General features: G+C 40.6%; 27 protein-coding genes. 16 read left to right on the top strand and 11 right to left on the bottom strand.

Annotation, left to right across the window (positions count from 1 at the left end):
* Positions 1-10: 10 nt before the first annotated feature.
* On the bottom strand, positions 11-880 hold the full coding sequence (locus AC3ZVC_RS23395; protein ID WP_214726191.1) for an SDR family oxidoreductase: 870 nt from the start codon (positions 878-880) through the stop codon (positions 11-13).
* Positions 881-1,000: 120 nt separating this feature from the next.
* Between AC3ZVC_RS23395 and AC3ZVC_RS23390 the strand changes: the two genes are divergently transcribed.
* Positions 1,001-1,516, top strand: coding sequence for a GNAT family N-acetyltransferase (locus AC3ZVC_RS23390; RefSeq protein WP_490065465.1), 516 nt, complete (start codon positions 1,001-1,003; stop codon positions 1,514-1,516).
* A gap of 609 nt (positions 1,517-2,125) precedes the next feature.
* Here the strand turns inward: AC3ZVC_RS23390 and AC3ZVC_RS23385 are convergent.
* On the bottom strand, positions 2,126-3,769 hold the full coding sequence (locus tag AC3ZVC_RS23385) for a CoA-disulfide reductase (protein ID WP_490065464.1): 1,644 nt from the start codon (positions 3,767-3,769) through the stop codon (positions 2,126-2,128).
* A 379-nt stretch (positions 3,770-4,148) separates the two neighbouring features.
* On the opposite strand from AC3ZVC_RS23385, the gene AC3ZVC_RS23380 reads away from it, so the two are divergent.
* Positions 4,149-4,271 (top strand): hypothetical protein, encoded by a 123-nt coding sequence (locus AC3ZVC_RS23380; RefSeq protein ID WP_490065463.1) that lies wholly within the window; start codon positions 4,149-4,151, stop codon positions 4,269-4,271.
* Positions 4,272-4,456: 185 nt separating this feature from the next.
* Here AC3ZVC_RS23380 and AC3ZVC_RS23375 read toward each other — a convergent pair whose 3' ends face one another.
* The gene (locus tag AC3ZVC_RS23375; RefSeq protein WP_490065462.1) at positions 4,457-4,948 is read right to left on the bottom strand and encodes a YajQ family cyclic di-GMP-binding protein; all 492 of its coding nucleotides are present in this window, start codon (positions 4,946-4,948) and stop codon (positions 4,457-4,459) included.
* Between the two features lie 480 nt (positions 4,949-5,428).
* Here AC3ZVC_RS23375 and AC3ZVC_RS23370 point away from each other — a divergent pair, with 480 nt between their 5' ends.
* Entirely contained in the window at positions 5,429-6,304 is an 876-nt protein-coding gene (locus AC3ZVC_RS23370) for a CvfB family protein (RefSeq protein WP_490065461.1), read from the top strand.
* A 16-nt stretch (positions 6,305-6,320) separates the two neighbouring features.
* On the opposite strand, the gene AC3ZVC_RS23365 is transcribed toward AC3ZVC_RS23370, so the two are convergent.
* Both AC3ZVC_RS23365 and AC3ZVC_RS23360 read right to left on the bottom strand, forming a co-directional pair.
* The gene (locus tag AC3ZVC_RS23365) at positions 6,321-6,452 is read right to left on the bottom strand and encodes a DUF3941 domain-containing protein (protein ID WP_071976845.1); all 132 of its coding nucleotides are present in this window, start codon (positions 6,450-6,452) and stop codon (positions 6,321-6,323) included.
* 118 nt (positions 6,453-6,570) lie between these two features.
* Positions 6,571-7,425 carry a DegV family protein gene (locus AC3ZVC_RS23360; protein WP_490065460.1) on the bottom strand — a complete coding sequence of 285 codons (855 nt, stop codon included), beginning with the start codon at positions 7,423-7,425 and terminating at the stop codon, positions 6,571-6,573.
* 127 nt (positions 7,426-7,552) lie between these two features.
* Between AC3ZVC_RS23360 and AC3ZVC_RS23355 the strand changes: the two genes are divergently transcribed.
* Together AC3ZVC_RS23355 and AC3ZVC_RS23350 are read left to right on the top strand one after the other, a co-directional pair.
* On the top strand, positions 7,553-8,383 hold the full coding sequence (locus AC3ZVC_RS23355; protein ID WP_490065459.1) for a YitT family protein: 831 nt from the start codon (positions 7,553-7,555) through the stop codon (positions 8,381-8,383).
* Positions 8,384-8,401: 18 nt separating this feature from the next.
* Positions 8,402-9,160, top strand: a complete 759-nt coding sequence (locus AC3ZVC_RS23350) for a BsuPI-related putative proteinase inhibitor (RefSeq protein WP_490065458.1) — start codon at positions 8,402-8,404, stop codon at positions 9,158-9,160.
* Positions 9,161-9,188: 28 nt separating this feature from the next.
* Here the strand turns inward: AC3ZVC_RS23350 and AC3ZVC_RS23345 are convergent, their stop codons facing one another.
* The 3 genes from AC3ZVC_RS23345 to AC3ZVC_RS23335 form a co-directional block, all read right to left on the bottom strand.
* Positions 9,189-9,383, bottom strand: a complete 195-nt coding sequence (locus AC3ZVC_RS23345) for a DUF3813 domain-containing protein (RefSeq protein WP_490065457.1) — start codon at positions 9,381-9,383, stop codon at positions 9,189-9,191.
* 1 nt (position 9,384) lies between these two features.
* Entirely contained in the window at positions 9,385-9,537 is a 153-nt protein-coding gene (locus AC3ZVC_RS23340) for a hypothetical protein (RefSeq protein WP_009331255.1), read from the bottom strand.
* Positions 9,538-9,657: 120 nt separating this feature from the next.
* The gene (locus tag AC3ZVC_RS23335) at positions 9,658-10,476 is read right to left on the bottom strand and encodes a Cof-type HAD-IIB family hydrolase (RefSeq protein WP_490065456.1); all 819 of its coding nucleotides are present in this window, start codon (positions 10,474-10,476) and stop codon (positions 9,658-9,660) included.
* Between the two features lie 314 nt (positions 10,477-10,790).
* Between AC3ZVC_RS23335 and AC3ZVC_RS23330 the strand changes: the two genes are divergently transcribed.
* The 3 genes from AC3ZVC_RS23330 to AC3ZVC_RS23320 all read left to right on the top strand — a co-directional run bounded on the left by AC3ZVC_RS23330 (position 10,791) and on the right by AC3ZVC_RS23320 (position 13,691).
* The gene (locus tag AC3ZVC_RS23330; protein ID WP_490065455.1) at positions 10,791-11,558 is read left to right on the top strand and encodes an alpha/beta fold hydrolase; all 768 of its coding nucleotides are present in this window, start codon (positions 10,791-10,793) and stop codon (positions 11,556-11,558) included.
* 71 nt (positions 11,559-11,629) lie between these two features.
* Positions 11,630-11,938 (top strand): metal-sulfur cluster assembly factor, encoded by a 309-nt coding sequence (locus AC3ZVC_RS23325; RefSeq protein WP_490065454.1) that lies wholly within the window; start codon positions 11,630-11,632, stop codon positions 11,936-11,938.
* A gap of 625 nt (positions 11,939-12,563) precedes the next feature.
* Positions 12,564-13,691 (top strand): TIGR04053 family radical SAM/SPASM domain-containing protein, encoded by a 1,128-nt coding sequence (locus AC3ZVC_RS23320; protein ID WP_490065453.1) that lies wholly within the window; start codon positions 12,564-12,566, stop codon positions 13,689-13,691.
* Positions 13,692-13,728: 37 nt separating this feature from the next.
* On the opposite strand, the gene AC3ZVC_RS23315 is transcribed toward AC3ZVC_RS23320, so the two are convergent.
* A complete protein-coding gene (locus AC3ZVC_RS23315) occupies positions 13,729-14,430 on the bottom strand; it encodes a Crp/Fnr family transcriptional regulator (protein ID WP_490065452.1) in 702 nt (233 codons plus the stop codon).
* Positions 14,431-14,773: 343 nt separating this feature from the next.
* Between AC3ZVC_RS23315 and moaA the strand changes: the two genes are divergently transcribed.
* Positions 14,774-15,790 carry a GTP 3',8-cyclase MoaA gene (moaA, locus tag AC3ZVC_RS23310; RefSeq protein WP_490065451.1) on the top strand — a complete coding sequence of 339 codons (1,017 nt, stop codon included), beginning with the start codon at positions 14,774-14,776 and terminating at the stop codon, positions 15,788-15,790.
* A 154-nt stretch (positions 15,791-15,944) separates the two neighbouring features.
* Here moaA and ric read toward each other — a convergent pair whose 3' ends face one another.
* A complete protein-coding gene (ric, locus tag AC3ZVC_RS23305) occupies positions 15,945-16,637 on the bottom strand; it encodes an iron-sulfur cluster repair di-iron protein (protein WP_490065450.1) in 693 nt (230 codons plus the stop codon).
* A gap of 486 nt (positions 16,638-17,123) precedes the next feature.
* Between ric and AC3ZVC_RS23300 the strand changes: the two genes are divergently transcribed.
* The 3 genes from AC3ZVC_RS23300 to AC3ZVC_RS23290 all read left to right on the top strand — a co-directional run bounded on the left by AC3ZVC_RS23300 (position 17,124) and on the right by AC3ZVC_RS23290 (position 19,774).
* Entirely contained in the window at positions 17,124-18,389 is a 1,266-nt protein-coding gene (locus tag AC3ZVC_RS23300) for a molybdopterin molybdotransferase MoeA (RefSeq protein ID WP_490065449.1), read from the top strand.
* Entirely contained in the window at positions 18,377-18,919 is a 543-nt protein-coding gene (mobB, locus tag AC3ZVC_RS23295) for a molybdopterin-guanine dinucleotide biosynthesis protein B (RefSeq protein WP_490065448.1), read from the top strand. Before AC3ZVC_RS23300 ends, mobB begins: the two co-directional genes overlap by 13 nt.
* 138 nt (positions 18,920-19,057) lie before the next feature.
* Positions 19,058-19,774: a YwiC-like family protein gene (locus tag AC3ZVC_RS23290; RefSeq protein WP_490065447.1), complete on the top strand. Its 717-nt coding sequence runs from the start codon at positions 19,058-19,060 to the stop codon at positions 19,772-19,774.
* Positions 19,775-19,803: 29 nt separating this feature from the next.
* On the opposite strand, the gene AC3ZVC_RS23285 is transcribed toward AC3ZVC_RS23290, so the two are convergent.
* Positions 19,804-20,496: a Crp/Fnr family transcriptional regulator gene (locus AC3ZVC_RS23285; protein ID WP_490065446.1), complete on the bottom strand. Its 693-nt coding sequence runs from the start codon at positions 20,494-20,496 to the stop codon at positions 19,804-19,806.
* A 278-nt stretch (positions 20,497-20,774) separates the two neighbouring features.
* On the opposite strand from AC3ZVC_RS23285, the gene argC reads away from it, so the two are divergent.
* The 4 genes from argC to argD are packed head-to-tail and all read left to right on the top strand — an operon-like array spanning position 20,775 to position 24,991.
* Positions 20,775-21,806: an N-acetyl-gamma-glutamyl-phosphate reductase gene (argC, locus tag AC3ZVC_RS23280; RefSeq protein ID WP_490065445.1), complete on the top strand. Its 1,032-nt coding sequence runs from the start codon at positions 20,775-20,777 to the stop codon at positions 21,804-21,806.
* A gap of 13 nt (positions 21,807-21,819) precedes the next feature.
* Entirely contained in the window at positions 21,820-23,052 is a 1,233-nt protein-coding gene (gene argJ / locus AC3ZVC_RS23275) for a bifunctional ornithine acetyltransferase/N-acetylglutamate synthase (protein ID WP_490065444.1), read from the top strand.
* An 11-nt stretch (positions 23,053-23,063) separates the two neighbouring features.
* A complete protein-coding gene (gene argB, locus AC3ZVC_RS23270; protein ID WP_490065443.1) occupies positions 23,064-23,837 on the top strand; it encodes an acetylglutamate kinase in 774 nt (257 codons plus the stop codon).
* Positions 23,834-24,991, top strand: a complete 1,158-nt coding sequence (gene argD / locus AC3ZVC_RS23265; RefSeq protein ID WP_490065442.1) for an acetylornithine transaminase — start codon at positions 23,834-23,836, stop codon at positions 24,989-24,991. Before argB ends, argD begins: the two co-directional genes overlap by 4 nt.
* Positions 24,992-25,004: the final 13 nt, after the last annotated feature.

Raw genomic sequence — 25,004 nt, 5'->3', positions numbered from 1 at the left:
TTTTGCTTTACTATCCATTTACGATGGTGCCGCCATTTACATGAATCATTTGGCCGCTCACATAAGAGGAATCGTCACTTGCAAGGTATACATAAGCTGGAGCTAGCTCGTATGGCTGGCCAGCTCTGCCCATTGGTGAATTTGCTCCAAATTTTGATACTTTTTCCGCTGAGAAAGTAGATGGGATAAGCGGTGTCCATATTGGGCCGGGAGCTACTCCGTTAACACGGATTCCTTGGCCTGCCAGTGATTTTGCCAATGAACGTGTAAAGGAAACAATTGCGCCTTTTGTAGATGAATAGTCTATTAGCTGTTCGTTTCCTTCGTATGCCGTAATGGAAGCAGTATTAATAATGGAGCTTCCTTGTTTAAGATGCGGCAGGACAGCTTTTGTTAGATGGAAGAAAGAAAAGATATTTGTTCTAAAAGTCTTTTCCAGCTGCTCGGCTGTGATGTCCAGCAGGCTTTTTTGCGGATGCTGCTCTGCTGCATTATTAACGAGGACATCAATCCTTCCAAATTTATCTAATGTTTTATTGACAATATCTTTACAGAAGGTTTCACTTCCGATATCACCGGAAATCAGCAGGCATTCCTGGCCTTCAGCTTGAATGGCTGCTTTGGTTTTTTCTGCATCTTCATGTTCATCCAAGTAGACTATGGCAATGTTGGCGCCTTCTTTAGCAAAGTAAATGGCGGCCGATTTTCCAATACCGCTGTCTCCACCTGTAATTAAGGCTATCTTACCTTTTAATTTATCAGAACCCTTGTAATTGGGATCAACAGATTGTGGCTCAGGCTGCATCGGATTTTCTGTGCCAGGCTGATGATCCTGATGCTGCGGCGGAAATTCCTTAGGGTTGTTTTGACTGTTAGACATTATTGCATCCCTCCAAACGATTGATATTAGGTAATTTCCATTTTATTATGGAGAAAAAACATGGAAATTATTTGCATTGACCCATATAATAAGGTCAAAAATAGCTGGGGGAGAATAGCCATGCAAATAAGATCAGCTAAGAAAACAGATGCAGCAGCCATTCTGGCGCATTGCAAAAAAGCCTTTGGGGAAACTGACTTTTTAATGACCGAGCCTGGTGAATTTAATTTAACTCTTGGAGAAGAGGAAGCATGGATTGAACAAAGTCATCAATCTGGAGATTTGATTTTAGTAGCGGAGATAGACGAAGAAGTGATTGGGATGCTTAACTTTAAACGCTCGAAAAATAAGAAGGTGCGCCACCTTGGTTATTTTGGGATTACGATTCAGGAAAAATACTGCAATCAAGGACTGGGCGGCAGGTTGATGAACCAGTTTCTGAAGTGGGCAGAAGAAGAGCCTGGTCTGGAAAAAGTTTGCCTTGAAGTCTTTTCCTATAACGAACGCGCTATACACTTATACAAAAAATTAGGATTTCTAGAGGAAGGCCGAAAGATTAAGCATATTAAGAGATCAGATGGAACCTATGCAGATGAACTGATAATGTATAAATTTGTAAAGGAAGTTGATGAATAAGGTATGTGTATAGCCTAGTTGATGAAAGGTTTCATACTTGACGATAAAAAGGAAAGTTGATGATATATCGGCTTAGCTGATGAAAATATGCTTAGGTTGATGATAAACAGTGTTAAGAGGTTAAAATTCACGTGCAAAAGGGCAGACTGGACGTAAAAAGAGTTTGCAGACGCAAATCCAGATGCTAACGACGCATAAAATAGAGGTAATGACGCAAATAAAGTTGGTAACGATGCAAAAAGAATTCGTATACAATCCACTAAAAATAAGGCTGTTTTCGTAAAGTTTGTTGCTTTTTGAAGGCAAATGTATTTTAACCAACTGAGTTGATTGTAGCGGAGGGCACTTGATCCTCGAAAATGCATTCGCATTTTCTTCGTGCGGTGTCTATTCAAGGAAGTTTATTCAATGTCCTGCGGGAAGAGAGGGAAGTGCGAGACCCCACAGGCGAAGCCGAGGAGGCTATCATCGCTCCCCGCGGAAAGCAAGTGCCCGTAGCGGAAATCAACGGGCACAATTCATAAACAAAACAACAATCTATGAGGAAAGAGGCGAAAATAAAGACACAAAAGGAGTGCATCACCATTACGGCTCAACACCCCTTTCCAATTACTTATTTAAAATGGCATAAGTCTTATAACCTCCAGTAAGGTTTTTTACCCTAAATCCATTTTGCTGCAGAATCCTTGATGCAAGATAACCCCTTAGGCCAACCTGGCAGTTGATATGAATCGTTTTATCTTGAGGAAGCTCAGCAAGTCTTTCCCTTAATTGATCAAGCTCAATATTAACTGCGCCTTCGATATGGCCATTTTTAAACTCTTTCACTGTCCGGACATCCAGTAAGTAGCCGCCTTCTCTGAGGATCTCGTCAATTTCATCCCATTGTACGGTTTCAATCATTCCATCAACAATATTGGACGCCACGTATCCTGCCATATTTACCGGGTCTTTTGCAGAAGAGAATGGTGGGGCATATGCCAATTCAAGCTCCTGTAAATCATGGACAGTCAAGCCGCCTTTGATGGCAGTTGCGATGACATCAATTCTTTTATCTGCTCCATCCTCCCCGACTGCCTGGGCTCCAAAAATCTTTCCTGTTTCTTTATCAAAAAGAAGCTTTATCGATATTTGGGAAGCACCAGGATAGTAGCCTGCATGTGAAAGCAGATGAATATGGACAGCTTCATATTTTATACCCAATCTTCTTAATGTTTTTTCGTTATTGCCTGTTAGGGAAGCAGTCAAATCAAAGATTTTTACAATTGATGTGCCCATGGTCCCTGGATATTTGATATGTTTGCCATTAATGCTATGAGCTACTATATGTGCCTGGCGGTTTGCAGGCCATGCAAGCGGAATCATGGTAGGTGTTCCGTTCACATAATCTTTTACTTCGATTGCATCCCCGAGTGCGTAGATAGACGGATCAGATGTTTGCAGGTATTCATTTACCCTAATTCCGCCTCTGTCTCCAAGCTCCAGGCCAGCAGCTTTCGCAAGGGTGTTTTCTGGAGATACACCAATAGCAAGGATAATAAGATCACTTTCAAGCACATCGCCGCTTTCGAGCACAACCTGCTGTCCATTTTGCTGTACTTTTTCGATTCCGTTGTTAAGGACAAGATTAATCCCTTTTTCAACTAAATGATTTTGCACAATGCCTGCCATTTCAGGATCCAGAGGTCCCATAACTTGTGGAGACTTTTCTACAATCGTAACAGTAAGGCCTGCCTCTTTTAAATTCTCTGCCATTTCCAATCCGATAAATCCTCCGCCAATTACCACGGCTGTTTGTGGCGACATTTCTTCTGCGAAACCTTTGATTTTATCCATGTCAGGAATATTTCTTAAAGTAAATACATTGCTGCTTTTTAATCCTTCAATTGGAGGAACAATTGGCTTTGCTCCAGGTGATAAAATAAGAAAATCATAAGTTTCAGAGTATTCCTGGCCAGTCTGCACGTTTTTAGCAGTGATTTTCTTTTGTTCACGGTCAATGGAAGTTACCTCTGTAAAATTGCGAATATCGATGTTGTAACGCTGTTTCATGCCTTCAACTGTTTGAACCAATAATTTGGATCTTTCTTTAATAACTTCACCAATATAGTAAGGTAGTCCGCAGTTCGCAAAGGAAATAAACTCTCCTCTTTCAAACATAATAATTTCTGCATCTTCATCTAAACGGCGCATTTTAGCTGCTGTTGTAGCTCCCCCTGCAACTCCGCCAACAATAATAATTTTCTTACCCATTATATAATCATCCTCCATCGGTTTTATGTTTTATTAATACCCCTAAAGGTATAATAGGTGATAATGTACCACTGTGACCGCAGTAAATGTGAAGAAATAATGAACTCTAATAAATAGGGGGTTGATTAAGGGGGAAATTAAAAAGAGGCGGTTTATGAACCGCCTCTTTGTGAACATAGCAAAGAAAAGCATTCCTAACAAAAAAAGCTACGAATTCAGCGAATATAACCATCAATTGTGCTAACAACAAAGATCACAATCTGCGAATAAACTCAATAAACCAGCGAATAAAACATCTGCACTCCGGCAGATAAAAGCCAAACCCAGGCTATGGTAACTAAAGCAGTCAGGAAAGTATATAAAAGAGGTCGGGATAATAATGAAGATCGAAGCTGCGGGAGCAGGTGCAAACCAAATGTTAGTAGAAACAGTAAAAGAGGGGAGATATCAAACAGGGATTCAGTATGGGATCCATCCAAGGCATTTGAAATCAAGCTTATAAAAAAGTAAAGGAAGGTAGCAGCATGAGTAAAACAGGCAAAGAGAAACAGATATCTTGCATATTTGTTAATAAGCATTTTTAGGCCGCCTTTTCATCATAAATTCCTATATTATATGTATGAAGCTGGCTGCTTGCTTATTAACGAAGAAAAAGCAAACGGAATTAATCCGTTTGCTTATGAGAATTTAGCGATAATTTACGAATTGGACATCAACAGTCAAATCAGCATCTCTTACAGCTGCAATAATCTTCTGGAGATCGTCACGGTTTTTACCAGTAACGCGGACCTGGTCATCCTGAACCTGGCTCTTCACTTTTACACCGCTGTTCTTAATAAGGGTATTGATTTTTTTCGCATTCTCTTTATCAATTCCTTGAACAAGCTTGGCTCTCTGACGGACATTTCCGCCTGAGGCTCCTTCAACCTTGCCGTAATCGAGGTTTTTCACTGGAATTCCTCTTTTAATCAATTTGCCCAATAAAACATCCTTGAGCTGTTCAAGCTTGAATTCATCATCCGAAACAAGGACAAGCTCTTCGTTATCCAGCTTTATGTCACTTTTGCTTCCTTTAAAGTCATAGCGTGTGGAAATTTCCTTCATAGCGATATTAATGGCATTTGTCACTTCTGAAAAATCAACTTTGGATACAATATCAAATGAGCTTTCTTTAGACATGGCAGCCTCCTTGGACATACAAATTTCATTCGAAAAGAAGTTTCACTTTGCCGCGTTTTAACTGTCCATAAAACTGATGATTCAAGAAGTATAAAGGACAGTAAAAACCCGACGACGGACAGGACGTCCTAGTCAGGCAAAGCCACAGGATGTGGCGACCTGAGCGTGATAAGTTCAACTAACTTTTTGAAGGAAAAGCACCTTCAAAAAGAAGTTTCACTTTACCGCGTTTTAACTGTCCGTAAAACTGATGATTCAAGAGGTATAACGGACAGTAAAAACCCGATAAGTTCAACTAACTTTTTGAAGGAAAAGCACCTTCAAAAAGAAGTTTCACTTTACGTCCTTATTATAGTAAAATATAGCAGTTCAAACAACTTTAGGAGTTATAAGATCTTTAAAGGGAAAGATTTAATATAATGAATATTTGATGTTTACAGTGAAAAAGTGAATTATTTTCAATAAAAGGAGGAAACAGAAATGGCATTAGAGGAATACTTGGGCCGTACAGCCAAGCTGACTGTATCAAGAGAGGCGGCATTTGGCTATTTTTTAACTGATGGAGAAGAAGAGGACGTCCTGCTTCATCAAAATGAAACAGAAGAGAAGCTGGAAGAGGGACAGGAGGTTGAGGCGTTCCTTTATGTTGATTCACAGGGGAGAATCGCTGCGACAACGAATATTCCAGAAGTTCAGGTTGGAACATATGGTTGGGCGGAAGTGAACGATGTAAAGCCGGGCATTGGAGTTTTTATCAATATTGGTGTTCAAAAGGATATGCTCCTGGGAGAAGAAGATCTTCCAGTACATGAAGCTGTCTGGCCCAAAGTGGGGGACACTTTGTACATTACTCTACGAGTGAATAAGAATAACCGTATTTACGTAAAAATGGCTACCGATCCGGTTATAAGTGAAATCGCTGTTAAAGCAGCAAGAAGTGATTTTAATAAAAATATACATGGGCATATATACAGAACGGCTAAAGTCGGAAGCTGGATTTATACAGCAGAAGGCTTTAAGGGATTTATCCATGAATCCCAGCGGAAAAGGGAGCCGCGCCTAGGTGAAAAAGTCGAAGGTCGGATCGTGGATGTAAAGGAAGACGGAACAGTGAATGTTTCTCTCATTCCAAGAAAGCATGAAGTGCTTGATGAGGATTCAGAAAAGATTCTATCCTATTTGGAAAGCCGAAATGGTGCTATGCCGTTGGGCGATAAGAGTGACCCGGAAGATATTCAAGAACGTTTTCAGTTGAGCAAGGCTTCGTTTAAAAGGGCTTTAGGGCGTCTTATGAAGGAAGGTAAGGTATATCAGGAGGAAGGCTGGACATATCTTAAGAAAAACGGACAAGCCTAAGCTTGCCCGTTTTGTATTATAGATGGTCTGTCTTTTTGGAATACTGGTTTTTTCCGGCTTTTCGATTCTTCTCGCGCATCATATTTTTTTCGTGGCGAAGCGCGTTATTGTCTTTTGCTTTTTTATCATTATCAGAAGTATGCGGCATACTAAAAATACTCCTTTCCAATCTGTAAGGTTTATTCTTCAGCATGATGGAAACTGAAGTACAATCTTATTGTCTGTCAGAATGGATTGGAGTATGTACGAATCAAATGAGGGTGTGCCTACAATTGATTTTGAAAGAAAATAGCTATTGAACCTGGTCCGGTATGGGATCCAATGGCAGCGCCAATTGATGAGATATAGACTTCTTTTGCGTTTAGCTCGTCTATAATTAGTGTTTTCATTTCAAGAGCAGTTTCTTCATCGTCGGCATGGCTAATGCCGACAGTTTGATTTTCAAACGAGGCTCCTCTTTCTTTCATCAGCTCAATGATCCGGCGAAAAAGCTTTTTCTTTCCGCGCAGCTTTTCGATCGGAACCAGTTTGCCATCTTCGACATTTAAAAGAGGCTTAATGTTCAGTAGTCCGCCCAAAAATGCGGAAGCTTTCGAAACACGGCCGCCTTTTGCCAAATACTCCAGGTCGTTGACTGTGAATAAACTCTCCAAGTGCTGGCAGCGGAATTCGATATCCTTTTGAATTTCTTCCTTTGTAGCGCCTGATTGCATTTTTTTCACAGCAGCCTTTACGATCAGTCCGTAACCTAGTGATGCAGCCTTGGAATCTATGACGGTTAAATTGAAACCGGGATATTTCTCTTTCACTTGTTCAAGGATCATAACAGCTGTTTGGTATGTACCCGAAAGCTCGGAGGAAAAAGCGATATAAATGCCATCTTCATTCTTTTCCGCCATTTCGGTGAACGTTTTTTCAAAATGAAGCGGAGATACTTGGGAGGTCTTAGGAACCTGGCCTTCGCGTATAGCGTTATAGACTTTTTTTGGTTCGATCGTTACTAAATCTTCATACTCTGTATCGAATAAATGAACTTTTAATGGAAAAAGTGTGACGCCGTTTTCTTTATAAAAACTTATCGGCAAATCACACGCGCTGTCAGCCAAAATTTTTACTGACATTCTCTTTCACCTGCTTTCAAACTGTATGAGTTAAGTTTATAGAAATCAGCAAGAAAAAACAATGAATTGTGTTGGGATTGCCCATTTTTGGGTAAAGAATTAATAAGGTGAATATAGGGGGTTTATAATGGTTTGGTTAGAGACTAAGAAGGTATTTGTTGTATTAATTGGAGCGGTTTTAAATGCAATCGCCATGAATTTCTTCCTGATACCTGCAAATGTGTATGCAAGCGGATTTACAGGTGTAGCGCAGCTGCTTTCAAGCATTTTGGGCAGTTTTGCCTCAACAGGTATTTTGCTCTTCATTTTGAATATACCTGTTACGATATTAGCTTGGAAAAAAGTCGGAAGGTCGTTTACTGTCTACAGTTTTCTTAGCGTATTTTTAATGTCATTTTTTTTGGAAGTTATCCCTGTTATCCATGTTTCTAAAGATATTTTGCTTAATGCCGTTTTTGGAGGGGCTATAGCAGCTGTAGGAGTAGGGATGACACTAAAGTGGGGGGCGTCTACAGGCGGGATGGACATTATTGCTATGGTATTGTCCCGCATGAAAGATAAACCGGTTGGTACATATTTTTTCACGCTTAACGCCATCATTATAATAACAGCAGGATTTTTGTATGGCTGGGAAAAAGCGTTGTATACCCTTGTGACCCTTTATGCCTCAACAAGGGTAATTGATGCTATCCATACAAGACATGAAAAGTTAACAGCACTAATTATTACTAAAAAATCCGATGAGATGAAAAAGGCGATTCATGATAAGCTTGTCCGCGGGATAACAACAATCCCCGCAAAGGGTGCTTTCACCAACGAAAGCAAAGAAATGATGATGATTGTTATTACACGTTATGAATTATATGACCTTGAGAGAATTATAAAAGATGTAGATCCAAGTGCTTTTACCAATATAGTGCAAACAGCTGGTGTTTATGGTTTCTTCCGCAGGGATTAAATGACTGGAGGGATGCAGATGCTGCGTCTATTGGCATCTATGGCTATTTTTGTTCTTACTGTACATTTACAAAGCACTGAAGCGGCTGGCAATCAAAAGCCGTATGAATTTGAGGTTATTCCATATGCAGCACCGGAAACATTGGAAATGGAAGTGGTTCTGAGAAATACCGCGAGTTACCCTTTGGACTTTGAATTTCCAACTTCACAAAAATATGAAATAAGCATTAACGATGAAAATGGCAATGAAGTATACATTTATTCTAAAGACAAGGCTTTTCTGCAGGTTTTGCAGACTCTTACTTTAAATCCTGATGAGAGCATGATTTGGAAGGAACAATGGAATTATGCTCATGAGGGCAAGAGGGTCTCCGAAGGGGAATATCATGTAAATGCAATTTTGTTGGCCAGAAAATTAAATGGAGAAATGTTAGTTGCGAAAGAAACGGCCGAAGCCTCTGTATATATACCGGGAGAAAATCCTGCATTTCGCCAGACAAAAGTCAGTGGTGAAAAGGGTAAATATATAGTTACCGGAGAAGCTCGCCCTGTAAGCGGGAAGCTCTGCTATACGGTTGAAGACGGGCATAATGAACTAATTACTGAACAGCCTCTAAAAACAAATACAAAAAATTGGGAGCCCTTCAAGATTGATGTGAGCATTCCTGCAGATAAACTTCCAGAGAGTGGTTCTGTCGTTCTGCATTTGTATGAAAGAAGCAAAAGAGACGGCAGCATTATCCATTCATTCCCGGTATTATTGGAAAAAAGAAGCTGACAGCCATAATGGTGTCAGCTTCTTTTTATTAACGATTTTGCGGATCGTATTGCTCCAGCTCCTGCTGCATCTCACTTAGCTGCTCCTGTTCAGCTGCAGTGGAATTCGCAAACGCGGAACTTAATGCATTTTTCGCTCGGGATACAGTTTCTTGGCCTGCAGAATCAGCATTTTTTGCTAAGTCTACGTATTTTCTGGCTTCCTGAAATAATCTGTTTCCCATATTATATTCCTCCGAGGGATGATTCCTTCACATTAGCCAATTTTTGGGCTTCTGCCTCCGCATAGGTCATGTGGTACGGGATACGTTCATCATGCTTACTAACAGTGTCAACACCCTGTTGAACGAAGCGTTTTGATTTATTACGTTTACCCATTCGAATCCCCTCCGTGAAAGAAGTTTGAAACAGCCTTGCTGCTTCATCCTTTAGTATGCTCTAAAGGATTGATTTCAAAAGGGGATTTAATGGCCGAGTTTCTAATTAATTCTTATGCAGTTATAGCGCTTTTAAATTTAATAAATCATTTAAATAAACACCGATACCATCTTCTTCATTGGATAACGTGGTTTCGTTGGCAATATTCTTTACCTGGTCAATGGCATTTCCCATCGCTATGCCGTAGCCTGCATACTCTAGCATTTCCAGATCATTATCTTCATCGCCGAAAGCAATAATCCGCTCGGGCGGGATCTGGAAATAGTCAGATGCTTTTTGTAAACCGACAGCTTTATTAAGGCCGGATTTAACGATTTCAATAACATGCCATGGAGCCGCCCAGCGTCTATGGTCAATCACTTCTGCATGGACTTCGGATAAGTGGCTTCTAATGGATTTTACATGTTCTTCGTCTGTGTGGATTAGCATGCTGGTCGGATTATCATTGAGATAATTACGCAGGTCACCAGTGGTGATATTGGGATCTCCAAATCCAAAAATATCCAATAACTTTTCATCATGATAGTGCAAGTAAACATCATCAATGACTTCCGCAACGATATTATGGATGGTATAGCTGTTAACGGCTTCAACAATCTCCTTCGCAACGCTCATTTGCAGGGGCGTATGGTAAATTCCCCAATTGCGGTCATTAGGATGATGTATATAGGCACCATTGAAATTTACGATTGGTGAAGTAAGCCCCATTTCCCGATAGTAAATCTCACTGGAGCGGAACGGCCTTCCAGTAGCAATCATGACTTCATGTCCTTGTTCACGTGCCTTTTGAATAATCATTTTTGTTTTTGATGATATGGTTTTATCATCTTTTAATAAAGTGCCATCCAGGTCTAGTGCAATTAAATGTTTTTCTGCCATAATATTTCCTTTTATTATCTTGATTTTACATAATAAGAAAGTATATTGACTCTGAACTTGAAAAACTGGTTTACTCCAAGCGCTTTATGCTGCTCTTCTTATAAGTGTAAAGGTTTGTGAAAAAAAAAGTCCACATGTTAAACTGAAAATATAGAAAGAATTTACAAACGAGTCAAGCTTCAGCTTTTACAAACATTATATATATATGTTACCAATATTATATTATTTTTGTAAAAAAATTGCCTAAATATTAAAGACGCAGTAATATACATGCAGTTATTACTATTAGGGGACATTGTTTGGGAGGAAGAGCTTTGGTTATTATAGAAAATAAGTACATTAAGGAGATTCCTGTGCTGGACTTGGCCAGACAGGAGTTAAGAAAGGCTCAACTGCCTGTTATCATTTTTGTCCATGGCTTTACAAGTGCAAAAGAACATAACCTTCATTACGCCTATTTGCTTGCAGAAAAAGGTTTTCGGGTAGTGCTGCCGGATACATTGTATCACGGAGAAAGGGCAGCCGGTTTGTCAGGCAATGATTTAAATTTCAAGTTATGGGATATTGTCCTCAATACTATTGCTGAATTGAAGATCATTAAGGAAGCATATTTAGATGAAAAGCTTGTTGATCCTGAAAGAATAGGTCTTGTTGGAACATCCATGGGCGGCATTGTTACATTAGGAGCATTGACGCAATATGACTGGGTCAAAGCTGCAGTCAGCCTTATGGGAATGCCATACTATGAAAAGTTTGCCCAATGGCAGCTGGATGAACTCCCAAAAAATAATATTGAAATTCCGATGAATGAGGATGAAGTTACTGATCTGCTGAAAACCCTAAGAGTGCAGGATTTAAGCCTGCAGCCTGAAAAACTGGGAGGAAGGCCGCTGATGTTCTGGCATGGTAAAAAGGATTCAGTTGTTCCATTTACCTATACATATCATTTTTATGAAAGCATACAGCCCCTATACAACGATGCACCTGAAAAACTTCGATTTATTACAGATGAGAAAGCAGGACATAAAGTAAGCAGAGAAGGGTTACTTGAAACAGTAAAGTGGTTTGACACACACCTATAACCAACTTTTTTTCAATTCGTTTAAATATTTGTTATGATAAACTAAAGTACAAAAAGAAGGAGTGCTGCAAAATGGATCAGGATTTAAAAGATAGCATCATGGGTGCACTTGAACTTGTAGTAGACCCTGAGCTTGGCATTGATATTGTTAACTTGGGCTTAGTATATGATGTAAAGATGGAAGAGGAAGGCAAGGCGGTTATCGATATGACCCTTACTTCGATGGGCTGTCCTTTGGCTGGAACGATTGTAGAGCAGGTTAAGTCCGCTTTGACAGATATCCCTGAAGTTAAGGATACAGAAGTGAATATTGTCTGGAATCCGCCTTGGTCAAAAGACAGAATGTCACGCTATGCCAAGATTGCACTTGGCGTACAATAAAAGAAACTCTCCACAAAAACAGCAGGCTGATGCCTTGCTGTTTTTTTGATGAAAGAAAGCTTTAAATTCTCCTTCCTGATCCTTAATGGTTTGGAGCATGCAGCGTTAACGATCTATCCGTTCGCAGTTCCAGTCTTGGACTTTAAAATATAGAATTAGCGACCGTAATTGGTTAACGGCAGCAAGTATAGTCGTTAATCAACAGGAATAGCGACGATAATCAGCTAGTGACTTCAATTTTCGTCGTTAAACACGAGGAATAACACCCATAATTGGTTAACGGCAGCAAGTATGGTCGTTAATCAACAGGAATAGCGACGATAATCAGTTGTAGGCTACGGTCGCTAAACAACAAAATTAACTCCGATCTTATGCTTTAGGTGTTTATCAACAGAAACGAATTTAGCCGGTAACGTTCTTCCAGGAGTACATCCCAATTTTCTGGCTCAGCCTTGTCACATCCCTGTCAAATTTCCCGAAAAGAACGTATATTTGTGAGAAAGTTCACTTATTAAAGCTTGTAATTACCCTATAATAACGATGCAAAGACAAAATATTGTTCAATTTTAATGGCTTTTTTTAGAATAGGCTGCCTGAAAAAGAGGCTGCTAAGGAGGCATCTATTATGGGATTCAGTAGAGATTTTAATAAAGACCCTTTTATTGTGATATGGGAATTAACAAGAGCTTGCCAGTTAAAATGCCTGCATTGCCGCGCGGAAGCTCAATACAGAAGAGATCCGAGAGAACTCTCCTTTGAAGAAGGAAAAGCATTGATCGATCAAATATATGAAATGAATAACCCTATGCTTGTATTCACCGGTGGAGATCCTTTAATGAGACAGGATGTATTCGAAATTGCGGAATATGCAGTGAAAAAAGGTGTCCGGGTTTCCATGACACCGAGTGCAACTCCAAATGTGACAAAGGAAGCAATTGAAAAAGCCAAAGAAGTAGGGTTATCTCGCTGGGCTTTCAGTCTCGATGGCCCTAATGCAGAAATTCATGATCATTTCCGTGGTACATCAGGTTCCTTTGATTTAACGATTGAAAGGATAAAATATTTGCATGAACTGGAGATTCCAGTCCAAATCAATACGGTTATTTCCCGATATAATATTGATTACCTGGAGGAAATGGCCAAGGTTGTAGAGGAATTGAAATGTGTTCTTTGGAGTGTATTTTTCCTTGTTCCGACAGGTCGGGGACAGGAAAAAGATATGATTTCTCCAGTTGAACATGAAAAGGTATTTACCTGGCTCTATGATTTGAGTAAAAGAGTGCGATTTGACATAAAAACAACTGCTGCACAGCATTATCGCCGCGTGGTAATTCAGCAAAAAATGAAGGAAGCAAAAGCCCAAAACGAAGATATTCAATATCTCGATGCACTCACACAGCAAGGCTTGACTGGTTCGATTGATGGTTTGGGCAGGGCGCCAAAAGGAGTAAACGACGGCAATGGATTTGTTTTCATTTCGCATATAGGCGATGTTTACCCGAGCGGACTTCTTCCTGTTAAAGCCGGCAATGTGAGGGAACAGCCTCTTGCCGAAATTTATAGAGAATCTCCAATTTTTAAAGATCTTAGAAATCCTGATAAATATAAAGGGAAATGCGGACAATGCGAGTTCCGTTATGTTTGTGGAGGCTCCAGGTCACGAGCATATGCCATGACTGGAGATTATTTGGAAAGTGAACCGTTCTGTGTGTATATTCCAAAAGCACTTAGGAAGAAAGTGAAAATCACATAAGAAAAAATAAAAAGAGTGCAGCTTAAGTTCTGCACTCTTATTCAATGCTGCAGTATATGGCCGGACAATTTTCACATCCAATTTCATTCTTTAAATATTGCAGATTCTTAACGACTATTTTTCCATCTAAACTGGTAATGATATCGTCTCTTTTTAACTCACTTAAAATCCGATTCGTACTTTCCCGTGAAGTACCGCAAAAATTGCCCAGCTCCTGGTTTGTGAGGGGAAGGTCAATCAGGATTCCTTCGTCCACCTTGGATCCGTAGCTGTTGGTCATCCTAATAAGGGTGGAATATAGGGCGCCTTTTTTTCCGTTCAGGACAAGATCCCTGAATTTTGTCTGTGTTTTGCGGAAATGGTCACTCATCCATTTCATAAATTCAAAAGCCAGGCTGCTGTTTTTAAAAATTTCTCTTTCCAGCACATCCTTTTTAATAACAGCGATTTCACCCGCTTCAAGAACTAAAGCGTTTAACATATATTTAGGGGAGCTCGTAAAAAGAGTCAGTTCACCAATTATTTCATTTTCCCCGCATATTCTAAAGGTAAGCTCTCTTCCATCTGCGGTTATCTTGCTGATTTGAATTTTACCGGACAGAATGATAAAGAGTTCATCAGCATCCATTCCTTCCTGAAAAATATATGAGCCTTTTTTTGTTTGGATTTGCCGGTCAGCGAAATGTAGAAGCTCCTTAATTTCAATGGAATGGGTTGGTTTTATAGGTGTCTGTGTCATGCTAATCCTCCTTTTATAAAAAAATCTTTCTGTCTTTTTCCACAATAATACCATCTAAATAGTGAAAACATACCTGTTGTTTGTGTCTTAATTGTGGCATTTTTTTCTGTTTTTAAAAACGAAGGTTTATCTAGCCGTTGCAACATCAAAAAAATTTATTTCACCTGTTAACATTGGGAAAGTTTTATGTTCTAATAGTAAAAGCCCTGAATTTGAGGTGTTAGGTTATTTCTGTTATTTTAAGGGAAAGGTTAAAATATATATAAATTTAAGTATGAAGCATAATAGACTTTAAATAGATGGAAAAATAAAGGAAGTCACTCTTTATATGGAGTTGAACGCAATGGCTAAAACAATCATAAAGGACCAATTAAATAGGCCTTTGAGGGACCTGCGCATATCTGTAATTGACCGCTGTAATTTCCGCTGTCAATATTGTATGCCGGCTGACATTTTCGGGCCTGATTTTGCTTTTCTCCCTAAAAGCGAGCTGCTTAGTTATGAAGAGATTGAACGGCTTGCCAAAATCTTCGTAAGCCTTGGAGTAGAAAAAATCCGATTAACAGGCGGAGAACCCTTGATGAGAAAAGACTTGCCCAAACTAGTAAAAATGCTATCGAACATTGAGGAGCTGAACGATATTGGGCTCACTACTAATGGTGTATTGCTCCCCAAACATGCTAAGGATCTGAAGGAAGCGGGACTAAAAAGGGTAAATATCAGCCTGGATAGCTTGGATGATGAACTGTTTGGAAAAATTAATGGACGCAATGTGGGTGTCAAACCCGTACTAAAAGGGATTGAGGCAGCAAAGGAAGCTGGGCTTGGCGTTAAACTAAATATGGTCGTAAAAAAAGGGCTTAACGATTCGGAAATTGTTCCAATGGCCAAGTTTTGCAAAGAAAACGGATTACAGCTCCGTTTTATTGAATATATGGATGTCGGAAGCACAAACGGCTGGAAAATGGACGAAGTTGTCACCAAAAAAGAAATCTATGAAATTTTAAAGGAACATTATTTATTAGAACCAGTAGATCCTGATTACTTTGGAGAAGTTGCCAAGCGCTACCGATATAAGGGCACAGATGTTGATGTTGGATTTATTACCTCTGTCTCAGAATCCTTCTGTTCAAGCTGTACACGTTCTAGGCTTTCAGCAAATGGGCAAATCTTTACCTGTCTCTTTAATGGAGAAGGACACGATTTAAAGGAGTTTATGAGAAAAGGCGCTAACGATGAAGAAATTACCGAGCGTATTGTTAACATTTGGAACGGCAGAAAAGACAGATATTCCGATGAACGGACGGAAGAAACGATAGCCAACCGGAAAAAGATTGAAATGTCCTATATAGGCGGATGAATTATAATTGAAAAGGCCGGCTCTGCAAAATCAGGTTTTATAATCATAGCAGAGCCGATTTTTATTATTAGGCTATGTTAAAGTTATTATTGGCAAGGCGTACGAAGCAAATAAAAAATCTGCAGCTGAACGTTCTGCAGATTTTTTATTTGCATTAAATATACCGAGGGAACAGAATGTTATTTTCCAGGTGAACATGCATAAAAGTCTGTCCTTCCAGGTCTTCCAAGCGTTTATATACTAGGCGGTAAGATCCGCAGGCATCTGCAGGCGGTGCAAAATCAGATGTAATATCCCGCAATTCTTTTAAAATTGCGCCAGCATGGTCATGTTCTTTTTCAAGCTCTTGTATATAGCTAATCATTTCTTCGCGATTTTCAAGTGCAGGATCCTCGAGCTTTAGAAGCAATGGAAAAACAGTCTCTTCCTCCTTTGCAGTATGTTCAAGCAGCTCCTTTTTAAGTTCAAAAAATAATTCGTGTACTTTTAACAGCTCCTCATGCCCTCCGCCGTGTACTCTTGCAACCTTTGTAACATACGGACTTAATAGTGTAAGCTCTTCCTCAAGCGGTCGATGGTATTGATTGATGACATGTTCAATAATATCTTCAGAAGTACTTTCAGTCCAAACTTTTAAATCCTCTTTTTGGTTTTCTTTTTGAATTACCTCGTTTAATTCATTCAAAAGCACTTGGATATCTGCAGATTGTTCAACAGCTGCTCGAAGTAATGGAATATTTCCGCCACAGCAGAAATCAATGCGATGGCGCTTAAACACATCGCTTGTCTTCGGGAATTCATTTACAATATCTTTTACGAGACGATCCTCTGAAAGTAGCATGGTCATTGATTGTTCCTCCTTTAATCTTATGAACTATATCTATAGAATAAAGGAAGATGAGAGGCAGTTTGGTGATGGGCATCACACTTGAAGGCTTTTTTAAATTTTTTTTACTGTAAAAGCATACAGGTAAAGAAAGCCTCCATGTGTGTGATATTTGTCATGCAGGGCCATTTCATGTACGTTTATAATAAAAGCTAAGTTACTGCTTATTGTTGGTTTTGGCACCTGTTGAATGGAGTGGAGGGGCGAGATTTTCGTATGTACATTCGCATCGTATTCATTGATGCTGATCCAATGTTCAGCAGAAGGTGCGCGTAAAGGGGAGACCCCACAGGCGTGATTGCGCTGAGGAGAGTCGGACCGCCCGGGGAAAAAGATAGTCCCTAGAGCTGAAATCAACAGGTAAGTAAAGCAGGGTCATAGTAAATGAAGCAGAAAAAGGGCACTTCCAGGCTTTTTGAGAAATTCGTAATACATAGGAGTGATAGAATGTTGGAAAAAAGAACTCCCATTCCGGTCGGAGAAGCAGTTGAAAAAATAATGGCTTATCAAAAAAGCGGAAATATAGAGTATGTCTCCATTAATAATAGCTTTGGTCGCTTCCTTGCAGAGGATTTAAAGGCAACCAACGATGTCCCGCATTTCGATCGATCGCCATATGATGGGTTTGCGGTACGGTCAGCAGATACAAAGGAAGCCTCAACGGAAAATCCAGTTGAATTTGAAGTAGTGGACCATATTGGTGCGGGTCACGTTACTTCCAAACAAGTGGGCGCTTATCAGGCTGTAAGAATTATGACAGGTGCGCAAATGCCTGAAGAATGTGATGCCGTTGTCATGCTGGAATTGGCAAAAGCATATGAAAGAGACGGGAAACATTATATGTCCATCAAGCGGGTTTATAATCCTGGAGATAATGTTTCCTTTAAGGGAGAAGATGCCAAGGAAGGAGAATCCTTGGTCAGAAAAGGCACAAGGATAAATCCCGGCATTCAGGCTATTCTTGCAACATTTGGTTATGCTGAAGTCCCTGTTGCCAAAAAGCCTGTCATTGGGCTGTTTGCTACAGGTACGGAGCTTTTAGAGGTATATGAGCCATTGGAGCCGGGAAAGATCAGGAACAGCAATGCTCACATGATTTCGGCACAAATAGACAGAGCGGGAGCAGAAGTTATTTATTTCGGCAAGCTGCCTGATGAATTTGATACCTGCTTCAATGCTGTTAAAGAAGCATTGGATAAAGTCGATATGCTGATGACAACAGGCGGTGTGTCAGTGGGAGATTTTGATTATCTTCCGGGCATTTATGAAAAGCTTCAGGCAGAGGTCCTTTTTAATAAGGTTGCAATGCGCCCGGGAAGTGTTACGACAGTTGCCCAATATAGAGGCAAGCTTCTGTTTGGACTTTCAGGCAACCCTTCTGCCTGCTATGTTGGCTTTGAACTCTTTGCAAGGCCAATCATACGCAAAATGGTATTTGCTGAGAAGGCACATTTAAGGAAAGAAAAAGCTGAGCTTGTAGCGGATTTTCCAAAAGCAAATCCCTTTACACGGTTTGTCAGAACGGCACTAAATTATTCTAATGGAAGGCTTGTAGCTGCTCCAAGTGGAGTGGATAAATCAAATATTGTCATGAGCCTTGCCGGTGCTAATTCATTAATGATCCTGCCAGGCGGTACAAGAGGCTATGGCAAAGGGGATGAAGTAGAAGTCTTATTGCTGGAGGACCATGAAGGAAGCGAATGGCCATGGTAAAGGAGCCTGTTATTTTTCAGGTCTCCGGCTATCAAAACAGCGGGAAAACTACCCTTGTAAACACATTAATCTCCGGCTTGAAAAAAGCGGGCGCTTCAGTTATAACCATTAAGCATCATGGGCACGGAGGAAAACCCGAAGTTCCAGGCGGAAAGGATGCCAGCAAACACATTGAATCAGGTGCGGCTGCTTCCCTAGTTGAAGGGGGAGGGAGGCTTCTTATCCAGGCAGAGAAAAAAAGCTGGAGCCTCGAGGAACAAATCGGCATTGCTTCACAGCTTCACCCGGATATAATCATTATTGAGGGGCATAAGCAGGCTCCATTTCCAAAGGTGCTCCTTTTAAGGGATGCAGATGATCAGCACTTGCTTCAGCAATTAACAAATATCCAAGCCGTGTTTTACTGGAATGAAGAAGGGAAGAGTCTGGAGAATGGGGGACTGCATGTTCCATTTTTCAGTATCCATGACCTTGAAGGCCCTGATTATCTCATTAATTATCTGGGGAGCAGATTAAAGAGCAGACCTTAATAATATTTAACCCTCCGGTGTAACTGCCAGAGGGTTTTTGAACGTTCTGTGGCAGAGGGGCCAGAGTGATAAGCCTCACTTAATTTTAAGGGAAAAAGTTATATAGTATAGGCAGAAAGCAACGGGGAGGAAGAACAAATGAAATTATTTTTGCCGAAACAGCATGGAGCTTGGGCAATGCTGATCCTGCCTTTTTGGCTGGGAGCGGCAGCGTCAGAGATTGTTTGGTCCCATATTCCCTTTTTTTTAGGGTGGACTTTATTATATTTGGCTACTTATCCATCCCTTCTTTTGTTTAAAAGAAAAAAAATGGCCTATTATGCAAAATGGACAGCTATTTATATGGTGCCAGCCATATTGCTGCTGCTAGTTCCATTAACGGCAAGACAATCTATCATTCTATTTGGATTTCTCATGGTTCCCTTCTTTATCATAAATGCATATTATTCATCAAAAAATCAGGATAGAGCGCTAGGAAATGACTTTAGTGCAATTTTTGCATTTTCAATAGCAGGACTGGCGAGCAGCTATCTGCCCAATGGAGAAATTACAGCGCTTTCCTTGACAGTTTTTGCAGCCTCTATCTTATTTTTTGCAGGCAGCACCTTTTATGTGAAATCAATGATTCGGGAAAAGAAAAACCTTTACTTCAGGTGGATTTCGTGGATTTATCATGCGGCAGTCCCGCTTGTTTGGCTGATGATGGGTGAATGGATTATAGCAGTCTCGTTTCTTCCGAGCTTATACAGATCTATCGCATTTTATGGAAAGTCTTTTTCTCCTAAAAAAATTGGCATCTTTGAGATCGCAAATGCGGCCATTTTCTTTGTCCTGATATTAATAGCGATTAACTAAAAAGAGCCGGTCTGATTAGACCGGCTTTTCTATTCGATATTGCAAATATCAACAGGACAGTTTTCACATTCAATTTCCATTTTCAAATAATCCAGGTCAAGGATAGTTATTATTCCCTTATTAATAGAAATGGCTCCTGTTTTCCGCAATTCGCTTAAAAGGCGATTTACTACTTCTCTGGAAGTTCCGCAAAAATTGGCCAGCTCCTGATTCGTAAGTGCCACATCTATTACAATTCCTTCTCGGGATCTAGCCCCATAACTATTGGAGAGACGAATCAAAGTGGAATACAGGGCACCTTTTTTTCCGTGCAAGATCAAATCCCTGAATTTCGTCTGGGTTTTCCGATGCTGAAGGCTCATCCACTTCATAAGCTCCAAGGCCAGCTTATTATCCTTGCTTAATTGATCCTCAAGTGCCTCTTTGTATATAACGGCAGCTTCACCGCTTTCCGTTACTTTAGCATTTAACATATATTTGGGCGAGGAAGAAAACAAAGATAACTCGCCAACCAAATCTCCTTCTGTACACATACGGACTGTTAATTCGCGACCATCCGGAATAATTTTGCCTACCTGCACTTTCCCGCTCAAGATGATATACAGCTCTTTGGCCTCTGACCCTTCATGAAACAAGAAACTGCCCTTTTCAATTTTTACTTTATGGTGAACGGCCAGCAATAATCCTTTTAGCTCTGCTGATATCCCTGTCATTGGCTGCATGCTAAAACCACCTTTTCCCTAAATCATGTCCGTGGGAAAACGAACTTAGTCCGGATAAGTAAACACAAGTATCGGAACTTACTTTTGATTTAAAGGGAAAAATGTAGTGCAGTCAACCTTTTCACGAATAAAATTGAAATCAGTATTTTAAGAATGTTTAAAACTTCGGGAAAATAGGTTGCAATTTTTTACTGCAGTTTCTATAATAAGAGGAACATAAATTTATAAATATGTATAGTATTGATTAAATATACATTGTATCAAGGAAGGGAGCAATTATGAACGTTTCAATTATCGGAACAACCGGATATGGAGGTGCGGAATTGCTCCGCATCCTGCAGCACCATCCTGAATTCAACATAAAATCAATCCATTCAACGAAGGAAGACCTCCCCATTTGGAATGAATATCCGCATTTATACGGAATCATGGACAAAGCTTTACAAAAAATTGATCCCGATCAAATTGCAGAGCAATCAGAAATTGTCTTTCTGGCTACACCCTCAGGGATATCAGGAAAACTGGCAGAAGAATTCTCGGGGAAGGGTATTAAGGTAATTGACCTTTCAGGTGACCTAAGAATTCCTGCAGATGAATATCTTGAGTGGTATAAACACGAGCCTGCTAACGAAATCCTTGTTGAAAAAGCTGTATATGGGCTTTCAGAATGGCATCATAATGAAATAGCTGCGGCTGAATTAATTTCCAATCCCGGCTGTTACCCAACATCGACACTGTTAAGTCTGGCCCCGATTGTAAAAGAAAACTTGATAGACCCAACAGGTATTATTGTGGACGCCAAATCCGGGGTATCTGGGGCAGGAAGGTCACTTTCAAGAACTTCAAGCTATGCGGAAGCAAATGAAAATTTGCGTGTGTATAAGGTAAACCAGCATCAGCATACACCGGAAATCGAACAGCAGCTCATGAAGTGGAATGCCGGAATAAAACCCATTACCTTCACCACCCATCTCCTCCCAATTACAAGAGGAATCATGACAACTAGCTATGTACAATTAACAAAAGAATATACTACTTCACAGATTCTTGAGCTATTCCAGTCAGTCTACGAGAAACATCCATTCATACGCATACGGCCGGAAAATACTTTTCCTTCTGTAAAAGAAGTGGCAGGCTCCAATTATTGTGATATAGGTGTACATGTCGATTCGCGGACAGGAAGGTTAACAATAGTTTCAGTGATTGATAATTTAATGAAGGGCGCAGCAGGGCAGGCTGTCCAAAATGCCAATATTATGAGCGGGCTGGATGAAGCAGCAGGCCTTGGATTTGTTCCGCTCTATCCATAAGGAGGAATAGCAAATGCCAACATTATCACAAACTGCAGAAATAACAGAACTATCCTCAGGAAGCATCATTACACCAAAGGGCTTCACTGCAGCGGGCGTACATGCAGGGCTTCGATATTCAAAAAAAGATTTGGGGATTATTTTGAGTGAAACTCCGGCACATTGTGCGGCCGTTTATACAACAAGCCATTTTCAGGCTGCCCCGCTAAAAGTGACACAGGAAAGCATTGCTTCGGAAGGTCTTCTCCAGGCAGTCATCGTTAACAGTGCATGTGCCAATGCATGTACGGGGGAACAAGGGCTAAAGGATGCCTATCAAATGAGAAATTCTGCTGCAGGCAAGTTCAATTTAAAGGAGCAGCATGTAGCGGTAGCCTCAACAGGTGTTATTGGTGAGTATATGCAAATGGATAAAATTGAAGCGGGCATTCAGATACTGGAACCTGGCAGCGAAACGGTTCATTCAGAAGACTTTCAAACAGCAATTTTAACGACTGATTTAGTGATGAAAAAGTGCTGTTATGCGGCAGTCATCGATGGAAAAACGGTCACAATGGGCGGTTCCGCAAAAGGATCGGGGATGATACATCCGAATATGGCGACCATGCTCGCATTTATTACGACTGATGCAAACATAGAAAGCAGTCATTTGCAGACAGCTTTAAAGCAGGTTACTGATCGGACGTTCAATCAGATTACTGTTGATGGAGATACATCAACCAATGATATGGTGCTAGTAATGGCCAATGGAAAAAGCGATACAGATAAGCTTTCCCCGGATCATCCTGATTGGGATATATTCTTGCAGATGCTTGCAAAAACAAGTGAAAGCCTTGCCAAGCAGATAGCAAAGGATGGAGAAGGAGCGACAAAGCTAATCGAAGTTGAGGTATCAGGAACAGAGACTGACGAAGACGCAAGGATGGTTGCCAAACAGATTGTCGGCTCCAACCTGGTCAAAACGGCAATTTATGGAGCGGATGCAAACTGGGGCAGGATTATAGGCGCCATCGGGCAGAGTCCGGCAAATATTAATCCGTTTTCAGTCGATATCGCTATCGGCCCAATCATAATGCTAAAAAATAATGAACCTCAGGCATTCTCAGAGGAAGAAGCAAAAAAATACTTAACAAGTCCTACTGTACAAATTTCGGTTGACCTCCATCAGGGTGAAGGAAAAGGAAAGGCATGGGGCTGCGATCTATCCTATGATTATGTCAAAATTAATGCAAGCTATCGTACTTAGGAGGTTGCCAATTGAAGAGTATAGTCATTAAGTGCGGCGGGAGTGTCATGGAAGAATTGGGAGATTCATTTTTTAAGAGTCTGTCAGAACTGAAGAATCAGGGATATCAGCTTGTTTTTGTACATGGAGGAGGTCCTGCCATCAACAAAGTGCTGGAGCTCTATCAGGTGCCCCATGAATTTGTAAATGGTCTAAGGAAAACGACTTCAGAAGTAATGGAAGTTGCAGAAATGGTATTGGCTGGCTATTCAAACCGCAAGCTAACCGCCATGCTCGAAAAGCACGGATTTAAGGCATTAGGTGTAAATGGAAGCGATGGAGGATTATTTAAAGGGGAGTTTTTGGATCAGGAGAAGCTGGGTCTGGTTGGAGAAATTACGAGTGTTAATCGCTCCATTCTTGAAGTGTTATTCAGTGAAGACCTATTGCCAGTCATAACACCTATTGCTGCCGCAGAAGATGGTACAAAGCTGAATGTTAATGCCGACTATGCAGCGGCCGCAGTTGCCAGCGCCATTCATGCTGAACATTGTATCTTTGTAACAGATGTAAAGGGAATCTTCATTGACGGCAAGCTTTCCCCTCATTTGGATACAGAAGAAATTGAACAGCATATAAAAGATGAAAAAATCACAGGCGGGATGATTCCAAAGGTAACTTCGGCAATGAAGGCAATCAGCAAAGGCTTAAATAGTGTAATGATCGTATCAGGCAAGGATAAGTTTTATGAAAATGGCAGTTGGGTCGGTACGAATGTTTCTGCCAAAATGGAGGTTTTCAAATGAGTTATCTATTCCCGACATATGGCCGGTGGGAAGTGGAGCCGGAATCAGCAGAAGGAAGTTATTTAATCGATAAAACCGGAAAACGTTATTTAGATTTCACCTCGGGGATTGGGGTTTGCAATTTAGGGCATCGTCCACCTGCAGTACAAGAAGCAATCAGCACCCAGTTGAATAAATTCTGGCACGTCTCGAATTTGTTTATACAGGAAAAGCAGGAAATTGCCGCAAAATATCTATCAGAAGCATCTGGCATGGATTATGTTTTCTTTGCCAATAGCGGAGCTGAAGCAAATGAAGCAGCAATCAAGCTCGCAAGAAAAGCAACAGGGCGACAAAAGCTCATCACTTTCCAGCAGTCTTTTCATGGAAGAACCTTTGCAACCATGGCTGCTACAGGCCAGGATAAAATTAAAAAAGGGTACGGATCCATGCTCGAGACATTTAAATATGTTCCCTTTAATGATTTTAGCGCTTTAAAAGCTGAGATAGATGGAGAAACAGCTGCTGTTATGCTTGAAATTGTCCAGGGGGAAGGCGGCATTCATATAGCTGCGCAGGAGTTCCTTGAGAAAACTGAACAGCTATGCAAAGAAAACGGGGCACTCTTAATTGTTGATGAAATTCAGACAGGTATAGGCAGAACAGGAAAGGCTTTTGCATTCCAGCATTTTAATCTGGATCCTGATATCATAACTTCAGCCAAAGGGCTGGGTAGTGGGTTGCCAATCGGTGCAGTGATTGGGAAGAAAAAATTAGAAGAAGTTTTTGGACCAGGCAGCCACGGCTCAACATTCGGGGGTAATCCGATCAGCATTGCAGCCGCTATTGCTACACTGAAAACCGTTTTTGAGGAAGAATTTTTAAAGGATGTGCAGGAAAAGAGCGTCTATCTGTCTAATAAATTGACAGAACTGCTTGAACCGATCCCAGCGGTGAAGGAAGTACGCCAGCTTGGAATGATGATTGGCATTGAAACAGATGTAAATCTTCCATCCTTGTTAAAGGAGTTAAGGGAAAAGGGGTTGCTGGCCTTGCCAGCAGGGGAAAATGTATTGCGCTTGCTGCCTCCTCTGACTGCAACAGCAGCAGAAATAAATGAAGCGGCCGAAACTCTTAAATCCACACTATTGGAATACTCTAAATCAGCTGTGTAGGCTGTATTATTTT

Source organism: Cytobacillus sp. C11.1 (assembly GCF_058145115.1).
This window is presented reverse-complemented; position numbering and strand designations above follow the sequence as displayed.